Genomic DNA, 13,612 nt, shown 5'->3' with positions numbered 1-13,612 from the left:
GAAGGGTTGGAAGCAAATGAAGTTACATACATTGTTAGAGGCATTGTCGTTTGTGAAAATGCCTGCTGTGAATCCGGAAATTACGGAACTTGTCCAGGATAACCGGCTTGTCACGAAAAACAGTCTGTTTATTTGCATCAAAGGCTATACGGTTGACGGGCACAAGTTTGCCGTTGATGCGGCAAAACGGGGCGCAGCAGCCATTTTAGCCGAAAAGCCGGTCGATGTGGATGTACCGGTCATTATCGTCCGCAATACAAAACGGGCAATGGCGCTCCTTGCAGACCGGTTTTACGGGCAGCCGTCCCGCAAGCTCCGCCTTGTCGGGATTACCGGCACAAACGGAAAAACAACAACGAGCCATATTATCGAAAAAATATACCGGGATGCAGGCAGAACGACCGGCCTGATTGGCACGATGTATATGAAAATTGGCGATGAAACGCTGGAAACGAAAAACACAACGCCGGACAGCCTGACATTGCAAAAAATATTTCATGAAATGAACGCGCGCGGCGTCACCGACTGTGTGATGGAAGTTTCTTCGCATTCGCTTGTTGAAGGCCGGGTGCACGGCTGCGACTATGATATTGCCGTTTTCACAAATCTCACGCAGGATCATCTCGATTACCATAAAACAATGGCAGAATACCGGCGCGCTAAAAGTTTATTGTTTTCGCAGCTCGGGAACTCCTGCCCGCAGGATAAGCCGAAATATGCCATTTTAAATGCAGATGACGCCGCATCAAAAGAATTTGAACAAGTAACAGCGGTGCCTGTCATAACGTACGGGATCGACCGCGATGCGGATTTTATGGCCGAAAACATTGACATGCACGCCCGCGGGACGACATTCACGCTTGTGACGCCGTTTGAAAAACGGGAAGTCCGTCTGCAGCTTGTCGGGAAGTTCAGCGTCTATAATATGCTCGCAGCGATCGCAACCGGGGTTGTTTCCGGGGTGCCGCTTGATTCGATCATTAAAACGGCGGAAGCGATGGAAGGCGTGCGCGGCCGGTTTGAGCTCGTAAACGGCGGCCAGGATTTTTCCGTGATTGTCGATTATGCGCACACGCCCGACAGTCTGGAAAATGTCCTGAAAACGGTCCGGCAGTTTGCCAAGAAAAAAATCTTTGTCGTTGTTGGCTGCGGCGGCGACCGCGATAAAACAAAGCGGCCGGTGATGGCGCAAATTGCCTGTAAATATGCGGATTATCCGATTTTTACATCGGATAATCCGCGCAGCGAAGATCCGCTTGCCATTTTGCGCGAGATGGAAAAAGGGGTAGAAGGCGAGCGGTATGCATGCATCCCCGACCGGAGGGAAGCAATCAAAACAGCCATTTTCCGTGCAAAGGCGGGGGATGTTGTCCTGATTGCCGGAAAAGGCCATGAAACTTATCAAATCATTGGAAATGAAGTGCATCATTTTGATGACAGGGAAGTTGCACTGGAAATGATAAAGGAGCGGTGAAGCATATGTTATCATTCGGGGATACAGCCCGCCTTTTCAGTTTGGGCCGCGGCATGGAGATGGCGCTCGAATTTGCAACAGTCAGCGTGTTTGCAGATGTAAACCAGCCAAAGGGATTATACGTCCCTTTTTCTGAACTGGACATTAACCGGGCAATTGCACACGGGGCAATCGCGGCGCTTTGGAAAAAAGATGCGCCCGTGCCCCGCTATATACCGAATGATTTTCCGCTGTTTATGGCAGAAGATGTTTCTTTTGCTTTTACACAACTGGTACAGTTTTATCTAAAAAAAATGGAAAGCAAGGATTTGGATATGAAGACAACTTTTATTTTTTACGGCCCGGAATTGCGGGACAAAAACCCTCATACATATGATTTGGCGGATGCGGAAAACAGGAAGCGGCTGCTTTGTGCATGCAGGCGTCACGGGAGGGAAAAAGCATGATCGAGCAGGTAATTTTTTTTACAACGCTGATGGCTTTTTTAATTTCCGTGCTGCTTTCGCCCGTTTTTATCCCTTTTTTAAGGAGACTGAAATTCGGCCAGAGCATTCGGGAAGAAGGCCCGAAATCGCACCAGAAAAAATCCGGGACGCCGACAATGGGCGGCTTGATTATTTTGGTATCGATCATTGCATCCACGCTGGTCATGGCCGGTAAATTCGCTGAACCGACTGTCAGAATTTACCTGCTGCTGCTTGTTACGATCGGATTCGGGCTGCTCGGATTTTTGGATGACTTTATAAAAGTGGTGATGAAGCGGAATCTTGGTCTTACATCGAAGCAGAAACTGCTTGGCCAGATTCTCGTTGCCGTCATTTTTTATGTCGTTTTCCGCCACTTCCATTTATCTTCGGAAGTCTCGATTCCGTTTACGGACAAATCGGTTAATTTCGGCTGGTTTTACTTTGTCATCATTCTTCTCTGGCTTGTCGGGTTTTCCAATGCGGTCAATCTGACGGACGGGCTTGACGGCCTTGTATCCGGGACGGCAGCGATTGCTTTCGGGGCATTCGCCGTTTTGGCATGGAACCAGTCACAGGCGGATGTCGCCCTGTTTTCGGTTGCCGTAGTTGGGGCCGTGCTTGGTTTTCTCGTCTTTAATGCCCATCCGGCAAAAGTTTTCATGGGGGACACCGGATCGCTTGCATTGGGCGGGGCGATTGCCGCCATTTCGATTCTGACCAATCTTGAGATTCTTTTAATTGTGATTGGCGGTGTTTTTGTCATCGAGACTTTGTCTGTCATTCTTCAGGTGATATCATTTAAGACAACAGGAAAAAGAATTTTCAGGATGAGCCCGCTGCACCACCATTATGAGCTGGCGGGCTGGTCGGAATGGCGTGTTGTCGTGACGTTCTGGGCGGTAGGCCTTTTGTGTGCGATTTTAGGAATTTATATCGAGGTGTGGATGTAACATGAAAAATATCACGGAATATGAACATAAAAAAGTATTAGTGCTCGGGCTGGCAAAAAGCGGGGTGAGCGCGGCCTCTCTGTTGCACCGGCTCGGGGCGTTTGTAACGGTGAATGATTATAAACCGCTTGAAGAGAACCCGGAGGCGCAGGGGCTTTTGGAACAGGGCATCAAAGTCGTTTGCGGCAGCCATCCGATCGAACTGCTGGATGAAGGCTTTGAACTGATTGTGAAAAATCCGGGCATCCCTTATTCGAACCCGCTTGTTGCAGGGGCGCTTGAAAAAGGGATCCCGGTCATTACCGAAATCGAGCTGGCCTATAAAATTGCAGAATGCCCTATGGTCGGCATTACGGGAACGAACGGGAAAACGACGACCACCACTTTGATTTATGAAATTTTCCAAGCGGATCCGCATTTTGATCCGTTAATTGCCGGAAATATCGGCAAAGTAGCTTCCACGGTGGCGCAAAAAGCAAGCGCGGGCCAGCAGATGGTGGTGGAGCTGTCTTCTTTCCAGCTGATGGGCGTGCAAACGTTCAGGCCGCATATTGCCATCATCACGAATATTTATGAAGCCCATCTCGATTATCACGGGACAAAAGAAGCTTATGCAAAAGCAAAATCAAATATTACCCGGAACCAGACAGAGGATGATTTCCTGATTCTGAACCATGCCCAGCCGGAACTGTGGGATCTGGTCTCCTTCACAAAAGCAAAAATTATTCCTTTTTCAACGAAGGAATATGTTGAAGACGGCGCATCGGTAAAAGACGGCAGCATCATGTGGAAAGGCGAAAAAATCATGGACCGCGCTGAAATTGTGCTGCCGGGAGACCATAATCTGGAAAATATTTTAGCCGCTGTCGCCGCTGCCAAGCTGATGGGGGCAAGTAATGATGCTATCCGCGGCGTGCTCGCAACGTTCAAAGGCGTCAAGCACCGGACGCAATATATTGGCGAAATCAAAGGGCGGAAATTTTACAACGATTCAAAAGCGACCAATATCCTGGCCTGCAAAGCCGCACTCGCTGCTTTCCATCAGCCGGTCATTCTGCTTGCCGGAGGGCTCGACCGCGGCAACGGCTTTGATGAACTGATCCCGGCTTTGAAGTACGTCAAAGCATTGATTACTTTTGGGGAAACCGCGCCGAAACTGGAAAGCACCGCGAAAAAAGCAGGCATTCCGGTCATCCGCACGGTGGAAAACGTGGAAGAAGCCGTCCCGGCCGCGTGGGCATTATCCGAACCGGGCGATTGCATTTTGCTGTCGCCGGCATGCGCCAGCTGGGACCAGTACAAATCTTTTGAAATTCGTGGTGATATTTTCATCGACGCCGTGCATAAGTTAAGATAAGGGCTTGCACCGCTTTTTTACCGGTGCGGTTTGCCGGTTTTTGCGGGAAGCTCTAAATCTTTTCTGGGGTGGGCGCGGATGCCGTCGAAAAAAACGAATCCCGACTTTTTATTAATCATTGTGACCCTGGCGCTGCTTGCAACCGGGCTCCTGATGGTGTTCAGCGCGAGTGAGATCGTGGCGGAGTACAAATTTAACGATGCATTTTATTTTTTGAAGCGGCAGCTGCTTTTTGCCGGGCTCGGCGTGGCAGCGATGTTTTTCGTGATGCGCATTGATTACTGGACGTGGCGGGCATGGGCGAAAACCATCCTGGTCATTTGTTTTGTGCTGCTCGTCCTTGTGTTGATTCCCGGCATCGGGCTTGAACGGAACGGGTCGCGGAGCTGGATCGGGGTCGGCGCATTTTCCATCCAGCCTTCCGAATTCATTAAAATGGCGCTGATCGCGTATTTGGCAAAATTTTTATCGGAAAACCAGAAATACATTACGACTTTTAAAAAAGGCATGCTCCCGGCCTTGACGCTCGTTTTTGTTGCTTTTGGGATGATTATGCTACAGCCGGATCTTGGAACGGGAACGGTGATGCTTGGGACATGCATCATCATGATTTTTGTTTCCGGCGCCCGCATTGCCCATTTTGCCATGCTCGGGCTCCTTGGTGTGGGCGGTTTTGTCGCTCTTGTTTTATCGGCTCCATACCGAATCGCACGGATTACCTCTTTCCTTGATCCATGGTCCGATCCGCAGGGGAAAGGATTTCAAATTATCCAGTCGCTTCTTGCGATCGGTCCGGGTGGCCTGTTCGGCATGGGGCTTGGGGAGAGCAAGCAAAAATTCCACTATCTGCCTGAACCGCAAAATGATTTTATCTTTGCCATTCTAACCGAGGAGCTCGGTTTTATCGGTGGGACTTTTGTCCTGATTTTGTTTGCGCTGCTGCTTTGGCGCGGAATCCGGATCGCGCTTGGCGCACCCGATCTGTACGGAAGCCTGCTCGCAGTCGGCATTATTTCCATGATCGCGATCCAGGTGATGATCAATATCAGCGTCGTCATTGGCCTGATCCCGGTTACAGGCATTACGCTTCCGTTCATCAGTTACGGCGGCTCTTCTTTGACGTTGATGCTTGTCGCAGTCGGCGTGCTCTTAAACATCAGCCGCCATTCCCGGCTGTAACGGAAGGAGAACCTCATAAAGGGGTTCTTTTTTCGTTTGACAACTAGTTAACATTTTGATAATAATCGTTTTACTGTGTACCCATTGTCGTTTAAAATATAGTAATATAGGAAAAAGAATGGTTCAAACATCATATATTGATACCCGTGCAACCCAGCACGGCGTCCTGAGGTGGAAAAAATGAAAATCATTGTCAGCGGGGGCGGAACAGGCGGGCATATTTATCCGGCCCTGGCATTGATCAGAACGATCAAACAGAAACATCCTGACACGGAATGTTTGTATATCGGCACGGAAAAAGGGCTCGAATCCCGGCTTGTGCCGCGGGAAAGCATTTCGTTCAAATCGATTCATATTACGGGGTTTAAACGCTCCCTTTCGTTTGAAAATGTCAAAACGGTTGCCCGCTTTCTAAAGGGCGTGAGTCGGTGCAAAAAAATCATCCGGGAATTCAAGCCGGATGTTGTCATCGGCACAGGCGGGTATGTATGCGGGCCGGTTGTCTACGCCGCCGCCAAACTGCACATCCCGACCATTATCCACGAACAAAACAGCGTGCCGGGGCTGACGAATAAGTTTTTAAGCCGGTACGTTGACAAAGTGGCCATTTGCTTTGAATCCGCAAAATCTTTTTTTGATGAGAAAAAAGTAGTACTGACAGGCAATCCGCGCGCATCGGAAGTGATCGGGGAGAAAAGGCGTGACGTCCTTTCCGGTTTCGGCCTGAAAACTACGCTTCCAACCGTTCTCATTTTCGGCGGGAGCCGCGGGGCACGCCCGATTAATGAAGCGGTTGTGAAATCTTTTTCCAATTTTGCACAAAAAAATTACCAGGTCATTTATGCGACAGGGGATGTGCATTATGAGGCCGTCAAAAAAGAAATTGCACTGATCGGCGAAAAGGGAAATATCAAAGTGGTGCCGTTTATCCACAATATGCCGGAAGTGCTGCGTGCGGTGGATCTTGTCGTCTCAAGGGCGGGCGCAACCACATTGGCCGAACTGACGGCGCTCGGCCTGCCTAGTATTTTAATTCCGAGCCCTTATGTGACAAATAATCACCAGGAAAAAAACGCGAAAACACTCTTGGAAAACGGTGCAGCTTTTATGCTGCTTGAAAAAGATTTATCTTCCGCGAAGCTCGTGTCCCTGATCGATAAAATTTTACTGGATCGGGAACAAATGGAGAAAATGCAGGCGGCCGCCCGCAAGCTCGGCATTCGTGACGCTTCGTGGCGGCTTTATGAAGTGATGGAAAATCTGGCCGCAAAAGCCAAATCATGATGCGGCAAATAAAAAGGGAGGAACAAAATGGCGCGGTCTGACAAAAACATCGTTTCGCTGGAAGACCGGATCCCGAAATTAAAGCAGCAGCGCCGCCGAAAAACGAACCGGCGGCTCATCATGCTGCTGACGGTTTTTTTTATGCTGGTGATGCTGATCATCTACCTTGAGTCCCCGCTGAGCCGCGTCCATCGCATTCAGATAGAGGGGAATGAGGCGGTCAGCAAGCCGTACATCCTGAAAAAAAGCGGTATTGCCACGGGTGAGAATATATGGAATATCCGTAAAGGCGCAGTCCGGAAAAGAATCGCATCCATCCCTGAAATTGATTCGGTGAAAATGAGCATTTCCTTGCCGAATACGCTTTACATAAAAGTGAAAGAGCATCAAAAAATCGGATATTTACAGCAGAAAAATGGTTTTTTGCCGGTTTTGGACAACGGTTCGGTCGTCAAAAGAACGGTGAAAGAAATTCCGTCCGCAAGCCTGATATTTACCGGCTTCAAACAGGATACGCATTTGCATGAAATGATCCGCCAGATGCAAAAATTGCCGGATTCGATCACAAATGCCATTTCGGAAGTCCGCTATACCCCTTCAAACGTTGACCGTGACCTTGTCACCTTGTACATGAATAACGGTTTTGAAGTGCGCGCAAGCATTCCGTCGTTCGCAGAAAAAATGGCGCATTACCCTTCGATCATCAGCCAGCTTGACCCGAAGAAAAAAGGTGTGATTGACCTCGAAGTCGGTTCGTATTTTAAAGCTTACGATTCGAAGTGAACATGAAAAAATTTCGCTTTTCTCCGTGTCCATCTTAGTGTAGACTTATGATGAAACCAAATTTTAGGAATTGCTATATTTTGAGACTAGAAATATTTTGATAACCAAAAGAAAATGAAAAAAGTCCGATTGAAAAAAGGGAATTTCATCATGACGAAGAATACTTTCTTTATACTCATCTTTTTGAATGGGGGCTTCAGGCGGGTCCACGGACGGAACGGCAAAAAAGCCCGCCTCAGAAGAGACGCATTGGGAAAAATGGAGCTTTAACATAGGCGGATTGCGTTTGATCGAAAGGCAAAGGGAGGTGCCGCAGTATGAACAGCAGTGAAATATATGTGAGTCTTGACATCGGTACATCTGCCACGAAAGTCATCATTGCCGAATTGGGCAATGATTCATTAAATATTATTGGGGTTGGCAATGTCAGGTCCGAAGGCATTAAAAAAGGATCGATTGTAGACATAGATGAAACCGTACTGTCCATCAGGCGGGCAATTGAGCAAGCGGAAAGAATGGTCGGCATGAAAATTGACCACGTAATCGTCGGCATTGCCAGCAATCATGTGATGCTGCAGCCGTGCCACGGGGTGGTGGCGGTCCAGAGCGAAAACCGTGAAATTACGGACGGGGATGTACAAAGAGTGATGGATGCAGCGCAAGTGCTTTCTATTCCTCCCGAAAGAGAGATTGTGAATGTCATTCCGAAACAATTCATTGTGGACGGTTTGGATGAAATACATGATCCTCGCGGGATGATCGGTGTCAGATTGGAAATGGAAGGCATCATTGTCACGACTTCCAAAACGATCTTACATAACACATTGCGCTGTGTGGAAAAGGCCGGCCTGACCATCGCGGAAATTGTCCTCATGCCGCTTGCAGCCGGCGCCATTGCACTGTCAAAAGATGAAGTGGAACTCGGGACGGCACTCGTTGACATCGGCGGCGGTTCGACGACGCTGGCTGTTTTTGAAAACGGCCATATCCGGACAACGAGCGTGCTGCCCGTCGGCGGAGACCATATCACAAAAGATTTGTCCATCTGTCTGAGGGCTTCAACGGAAGATGCGGAAAAAATCAAACTGAAACACGGGCACGCATTCAGCCGGGATGCGCTCGAAGATGATGTTTTTGATGTGCAGATCATCGGCAGCGAACAAAAAGAACAATTTAACCAATTACAAATTTCTGATATTATAGAAGCTAGATTAGAAGAAATCTTTTTGTTTATCCAGCAGGAACTCAGGAAAATCGGTATTCATGATTTGCCGGGTGGGATTGTGCTGACAGGGGGCACTGCAAATATGCCCGGTGTACCGGAGCTTGCAGAAACGGTCTTTCAAAACCGCGTAAGAGTCGCCATTCCGGATTATATCGGCGTCCGTGAGCCGCAATACACGACGGCGGTCGGCCTGATCCAGTATGCCGCGAAAAATGCGCGGCTGGAAGGGAAAAATGTCAGTTCCCGCCTGGTGGCAGCCGGAATGGAGCATGCGGAACCGAAACCGGCGAAAAAACCGCAGTCCAAACCGAAACAAGCATCCGGCCAGGAAGAAAAAATTTCATCGAAAATGAAAAAATTCTTTGGTTTGTTTTTCGAATAGCCTGCCGGCATCATGTGCGGAAAACCGGAGCCCGTCCGGCAGCAGGACCGGGATAAGATACGCAATACGAATTAGGAGGATTAGTGAATGTTAGAGTTCGATACCAATGTAGACGCTTTGGCAACGATAAAAGTTATCGGCGTTGGCGGCGGCGGCAACAATGCCGTGAACCGCATGATTGAACATAATCTGCAGGGCGTTGAATTTATTGCCGTAAACACGGATGCCCAGGCATTAAACCTTTCCAAAGCTGAAATTAAAATGCAAATTGGCGCAAAGTTAACGCGCGGCCTCGGTGCCGGCGCAAATCCGGAAGTAGGGCGGAAAGCGGCCGAAGAAAGCAAAGAACAAATTGAAGAAGCGTTAAAGGGTGCGGATATGGTGTTCGTGACAGCCGGGATGGGCGGCGGCACCGGAACAGGGGCGGCGCCGGTCATTGCCCATATCGCAAAGGAACTCGGGGCGCTGACGGTCGGGGTGGTCACAAGGCCGTTCACATTTGAAGGTCGCAAACGGGCAAACCAGGCGGCCGGCGGCATCAGTGCCATGAAAGAGGCGGTCGATACGCTGATTGTTATCCCGAATGACCGCCTGCTGGAAATTGTGGATAAAAGCACACCAATGCTGGAAGCATTCCGGGAAGCGGATAATGTGCTGCGCCAGGGCGTACAAGGGATTTCCGACCTGATCGCGGTGCCGGGTTTGATCAACCTGGATTTTGCGGATGTCAAAACAATTATGACCAATAAAGGTTCGGCGCTCATGGGAATCGGGATCGCTTCCGGGGAAAACCGTGCGACAGAGGCGGCAAAAAAAGCCATTTCATCACCGCTGCTTGAAACGTCCATTGACGGTGCACAAGGCGTGCTGATGAATATCACCGGCAGCGCGAATTTAAGTTTGTATGAAGTGCAGGAAGCGGCCGATATTGTCGCGTCCGCATCAGACCAGGAAGTCAATATGATTTTCGGATCCGTCATCAATGAAAGCCTGAAGGATGAAATTGTGGTCACGGTCATTGCAACCGGCTTTAATGAAGAAGCACAGGCCCAGGGCAAGCAGCGCCCGCCGCTCGGACAGTCGAGGCCGGCGCTGAATCAGCAAACAAAGCGCGAAACAAAGCGTGAAGAACCCCAGTCTGAACCGCAGCGCACCGTTCAGTACAGTGAAGATACACTCGACATTCCGACTTTTTTGCGGAACCGGAATAGAAGAAAATAATGAAAGAGCCCGTCTCTGTTTTCCAGGCCATCGCTTGAAAGCAAAGACGGGCTTTTTTGCGCTTGAATACTTTTCAAACCCGGTTTGGATTCGCAGAGGGTGCCTGCTTATCCAGCCGGGTTTTTTCTTTTCGGATGCATACCGACGTGACTACAGGACTACCCGGAAAGCACGCCTGACACTTTTCGGTTAAAAAAATGAAAAGTTCTGTTTTTTTGCCAGCAGAAACTGACACACTTTGATGCTCCAGGTGCGTTATACTAGCCATAAATCAAATTAAGAAGGGCAGATGCTGCAATTGCGCAAAGCGGCCCGCCTGGCAGCCGGAGTATGCCGGAACTGCGACGGCCGGTTTGTGCCATGATTCATTCACCGGATGGGAGCCCTTAAGGCCGCAGCAGATGTACCTTTCAGCCACAATCACCGGGTTGGAGATCCTAAAGCCTTAGTGGATGTACCCTTCAACAACGTCACCGGGTTGGTGCACGAAAACCGGCACAGCATGCATTGCGGCAGCATTCCGCAGGCTTCGGGCGCGCGGCCCGGGCAGAAGCGGCCGTTTTGGGGGGCAGGTTCATTTGAGGCGGAGACAGGGGGGATGCGTTTGGTTGTATATATGGATGCCATCTGGCTTTTGAATTTTCTCGCCGACAGCCTGCTGTTATGGCTGACAAGCATTGCCTTAAAACGGCCGGCCCGCCTGCTCCGGATTCTTTCAGGCGGGCTTATCGGTTCAGTGATCATTATCATGGGCTTTATGCCGCAGCTCTCTTATTACGCCGGCAACCCGGCCGTAAAGTTGCTTTTTTCCGGCGCCATGGTGTTTGCGGTTTTCGGCTATAAGAGGTGGCGCTATTTTTTTTCAAATCTCTTAACCTTTTATTTTGCCACGTTTCTGATGGGTGGCATTTTAATGGGGGCCCACTACTTTTTAAGCTTTCGTTTTGACATGCAGGTGAAAATGCTGAAAGCTGCGGCGGGGGGATTCGGCGATCCGGTCAGCTGGGCGTTTGTTGCGCTTGGTCTTCCGGCAGCATGGCTGTTTTCAAAGAACCGGATTCAGGGGCTTGAAATGGCGAAAATCAAGTATGACCAGCTTGTCGATGTTTATATCCGCATCGGGGAAAGTGATTTTACAGTAAAAGGGCTGGTGGACAGCGGCAACCAGTTATATGATCCGCTGACAAAGCTGCCGGTGATGATCCTTTCCATCCTGCCCGTCCGTGACCATCTCCCCGAAGAAATTGCGGCGCTTGCGGAAGATGCGACCCGTCTGCTGGACGGAAGTATTGCACTTCCTGACGAATGGGCCGGCCGCATCCGGTTCGTTCCGGCAAAAACGGTCGGGAAACAATCGCTTCTTTTGGCGTACAAGCCGGATGAGGTGCAACTGACGAGCGGAAACCGGACATGGCCTGTAAAAAAAGTGCTGGTTTCTTTTTCGGCACAACGTTTATCCGGCGATGATGCATTCAGCTGCATTGTCCACCCGCAAATGATGGCAGAAGCTGCGCAATCCGCCTGATGGTGACTTTAAAGGAGGATGAATGTGAAACATTTACGGTTGAAACTCTCTTATTTTTGGTACAAACTCCTGTTCAAGCTCGGGCTGAAAGCGGATGAAGTGTATTATATCGGCGGGAATGAAGCCCTGCCGCCCCCGCTTTCCAAAGAAGAAGAAGAAATGCTGTTAAAAAAACTGCCGGCAGGGGATAAGGCAGCACGTTCGCTCCTCATTGAACGCAACTTGCGCCTTGTCGTTTACATTGCGCGCAAATTTGAAAACACCGGCATCAATATTGAAGATTTAATCAGCATCGGCACAATCGGCCTCATTAAAGCCGTGAATACGTTTAATCCGGAAAAGAAGATCAAACTGGCGACATACGCTTCCCGCTGTATTGAAAATGAGATTTTGATGTATTTAAGGCGGAACAATAAGCTCCGGTCTGAAGTTTCGTTTGATGAACCGCTAAATATCGATTGGGACGGCAATGAGCTGCTGCTTTCGGATGTGCTCGGCACGGACGATGATATCATTACAAGGGACCTTGAAGCAAATGTCGATAAAAAATTGCTTTACAGCGCCTTGCACCGTTTGTCGGACCGGGAAAAACAGATTATGGAATTGCGTTTCGGCCTTAAAGGGCAGGAAGAGAAAACACAAAAAGATGTCGCCGATATGCTCGGCATTTCCCAGTCCTATATTTCACGGCTTGAGAAAAGAATAATCAAAAGATTGCGTAAAGAATTCAATAAAATGGTATAGCAGGAAAATTTGCAGGCGGGCGGGAAGCAGGAACGGCAATGTCCGGGCATCTTCCACAGGCAATTCCCGCTTTTTGCGCAGTGCATAAATTTCCCACCCGGGGAGATACTGTTTTTTGAACAGCAGCTCCTGAGTCCTGAAGGGGGGAAAAGATTTGAAGCGCAAAAAAGTGGAAATTTGCGGGGTGGATACCTCCAAGCTTCCCGTTTTGAAAAATGAGGAAATGAGGGATCTTTTAAAGAAAATGCATGCCGGCGATACGTCTGCAAGAGAAAAGCTGGTCAATGGCAATTTGCGCCTTGTGTTAAGCGTCATTCAGCGCTTTAACAACCGCGGCGAATATGTGGACGACCTGTTTCAAGTCGGCTGTATCGGACTCATGAAATCCATCGATAATTTTGATCTGAATCAAAATGTCCGCTTTTCAACGTACGCCGTGCCGATGATTATCGGCGAAATCCGGCGTTATTTACGGGATAATAATCCGATCCGCGTATCGCGCTCCTTGAGGGATATTGCTTATAAAGCCCTGCAAGTAAGGGAAAAGCTGATGAGCGCCACTTCGAAAGAACCGACAACAGAAGAAATCGCCAGAGAGCTGGATGTTCCGCACGAAGATATTGTACTTGCACTTGATGCCATACAGGATCCCGTATCGCTGTTTGAACCGATTTATAACGACGGCGGGGATCCGATTTATGTCATGGACCAGGTGAGTGACGAAAAAAACAAAGATTCGCAATGGATTGAAGAAATCGCCTTGCAGGAAGGGATGCGGCGCCTGAACGAGCGGGAGAAAATGATCATCCGCAAACGGTTTTTCCAAGGAAAAACACAGATGGAAGTCGCAGAAGAAATCGGCATCTCCCAAGCCCAAGTCTCCCGCCTCGAAAAAGCAGCCATCAAACAAATGAACAAAAATATACAGTAGTAAGAAAAGCGGAGGCGACTGTACAGCGGCGTACGGATTTTGTAGTCTTCGACCGAGATAAAGGAAACACGATGAGCCGACAGGTGAATC

Annotated in this window: 12 protein-coding genes; all 12 read left to right on the top strand. The window is 49.2% G+C overall.

The window, feature by feature from the left end; translation table 11 throughout:
• The first annotated feature begins 16 nt into the window (after positions 1 to 16).
• A complete protein-coding gene (locus IC21_RS01870) occupies positions 17 to 1,474 on the top strand; it encodes a UDP-N-acetylmuramoyl-L-alanyl-D-glutamate--2,6-diaminopimelate ligase (RefSeq protein ID WP_013858971.1) in 1,458 nt (485 codons plus the stop codon).
• 5 nt (positions 1,475 to 1,479) lie between these two features.
• The gene (locus tag IC21_RS01865) at positions 1,480 to 1,920 is read left to right on the top strand and encodes a hypothetical protein (RefSeq protein WP_029142129.1); all 441 of its coding nucleotides are present in this window, start codon (positions 1,480 to 1,482) and stop codon (positions 1,918 to 1,920) included.
• Positions 1,917 to 2,891: a phospho-N-acetylmuramoyl-pentapeptide-transferase gene (mraY, locus tag IC21_RS01860; RefSeq protein WP_029142130.1), complete on the top strand. Its 975-nt coding sequence runs from the start codon at positions 1,917 to 1,919 to the stop codon at positions 2,889 to 2,891. The genes IC21_RS01865 and mraY overlap by 4 nt, the downstream gene beginning before the upstream one ends.
• 1 nt (position 2,892) lies before the next feature.
• On the top strand, positions 2,893 to 4,248 hold the full coding sequence (gene murD, locus IC21_RS01855; RefSeq protein ID WP_029142131.1) for a UDP-N-acetylmuramoyl-L-alanine--D-glutamate ligase: 1,356 nt from the start codon (positions 2,893 to 2,895) through the stop codon (positions 4,246 to 4,248).
• Positions 4,249 to 4,326: 78 nt separating this feature from the next.
• Entirely contained in the window at positions 4,327 to 5,427 is a 1,101-nt protein-coding gene (gene spoVE / locus IC21_RS01850; RefSeq protein ID WP_029142132.1) for a stage V sporulation protein E, read from the top strand.
• 180 nt (positions 5,428 to 5,607) lie between these two features.
• Positions 5,608 to 6,711, top strand: coding sequence for an undecaprenyldiphospho-muramoylpentapeptide beta-N-acetylglucosaminyltransferase (gene murG / locus IC21_RS01845; RefSeq protein WP_029142133.1), 1,104 nt, complete (start codon positions 5,608 to 5,610; stop codon positions 6,709 to 6,711).
• Between the two features lie 27 nt (positions 6,712 to 6,738).
• Positions 6,739 to 7,494 carry a cell division protein FtsQ/DivIB gene (locus IC21_RS01840; RefSeq protein ID WP_029142134.1) on the top strand — a complete coding sequence of 252 codons (756 nt, stop codon included), beginning with the start codon at positions 6,739 to 6,741 and terminating at the stop codon, positions 7,492 to 7,494.
• 317 nt (positions 7,495 to 7,811) lie between these two features.
• Positions 7,812 to 9,101 carry a cell division protein FtsA gene (gene ftsA / locus IC21_RS01835; RefSeq protein ID WP_029142135.1) on the top strand — a complete coding sequence of 430 codons (1,290 nt, stop codon included), beginning with the start codon at positions 7,812 to 7,814 and terminating at the stop codon, positions 9,099 to 9,101.
• An 87-nt stretch (positions 9,102 to 9,188) separates the two neighbouring features.
• Positions 9,189 to 10,322 carry a cell division protein FtsZ gene (gene ftsZ / locus IC21_RS01830; RefSeq protein ID WP_013858981.1) on the top strand — a complete coding sequence of 378 codons (1,134 nt, stop codon included), beginning with the start codon at positions 9,189 to 9,191 and terminating at the stop codon, positions 10,320 to 10,322.
• Between the two features lie 598 nt (positions 10,323 to 10,920).
• Positions 10,921 to 11,847 (top strand): sigma-E processing peptidase SpoIIGA, encoded by a 927-nt coding sequence (gene spoIIGA / locus IC21_RS01825; RefSeq protein WP_029713797.1) that lies wholly within the window; start codon positions 10,921 to 10,923, stop codon positions 11,845 to 11,847.
• 24 nt (positions 11,848 to 11,871) lie between these two features.
• A complete protein-coding gene (sigE, locus tag IC21_RS01820) occupies positions 11,872 to 12,591 on the top strand; it encodes an RNA polymerase sporulation sigma factor SigE (RefSeq protein ID WP_019721956.1) in 720 nt (239 codons plus the stop codon).
• Between the two features lie 154 nt (positions 12,592 to 12,745).
• Complete coding sequence (gene sigG, locus IC21_RS01810) at positions 12,746 to 13,522, top strand: RNA polymerase sporulation sigma factor SigG (protein WP_029142137.1); 777 nt, start codon at positions 12,746 to 12,748, stop codon at positions 13,520 to 13,522.
• Positions 13,523 to 13,612: the final 90 nt, after the last annotated feature.

This window comes from Heyndrickxia coagulans DSM 1 = ATCC 7050, from assembly GCF_000290615.1.
Taxonomy (GTDB): domain Bacteria; phylum Bacillota; class Bacilli; order Bacillales; family Bacillaceae_C; genus Weizmannia; species Weizmannia coagulans.
This window is presented reverse-complemented; position numbering and strand designations above follow the sequence as displayed.

Bases quoted from the DNA above. Each gene is read 5' to 3' on its own strand.
- mraY (WP_029142130.1), top strand. From the start codon at position 1,917: ATGATCGAGCAGGTAATTTTTTTTACAACGCTGATGGCTTTTTTAATT.
- ftsZ (WP_013858981.1), top strand. From the start codon at position 9,189: ATGTTAGAGTTCGATACCAATGTAGACGCTTTGGCAACGATAAAAGTT.
- spoVE (WP_029142132.1), top strand. From the start codon at position 4,327: ATGCCGTCGAAAAAAACGAATCCCGACTTTTTATTAATCATTGTGACC.
- IC21_RS01840 (WP_029142134.1), top strand. From the start codon at position 6,739: ATGGCGCGGTCTGACAAAAACATCGTTTCGCTGGAAGACCGGATCCCG.
- murD (WP_029142131.1), top strand. From the start codon at position 2,893: ATGAAAAATATCACGGAATATGAACATAAAAAAGTATTAGTGCTCGGG.
- murG (WP_029142133.1), top strand. From the start codon at position 5,608: ATGAAAATCATTGTCAGCGGGGGCGGAACAGGCGGGCATATTTATCCG.
- IC21_RS01865 (WP_029142129.1), top strand. From the start codon at position 1,480: ATGTTATCATTCGGGGATACAGCCCGCCTTTTCAGTTTGGGCCGCGGC.
- IC21_RS01870 (WP_013858971.1), top strand. From the start codon at position 17: ATGAAGTTACATACATTGTTAGAGGCATTGTCGTTTGTGAAAATGCCT.
- spoIIGA (WP_029713797.1), top strand. From the start codon at position 10,921: ATGCGTTTGGTTGTATATATGGATGCCATCTGGCTTTTGAATTTTCTC.
- ftsA (WP_029142135.1), top strand. From the start codon at position 7,812: ATGAACAGCAGTGAAATATATGTGAGTCTTGACATCGGTACATCTGCC.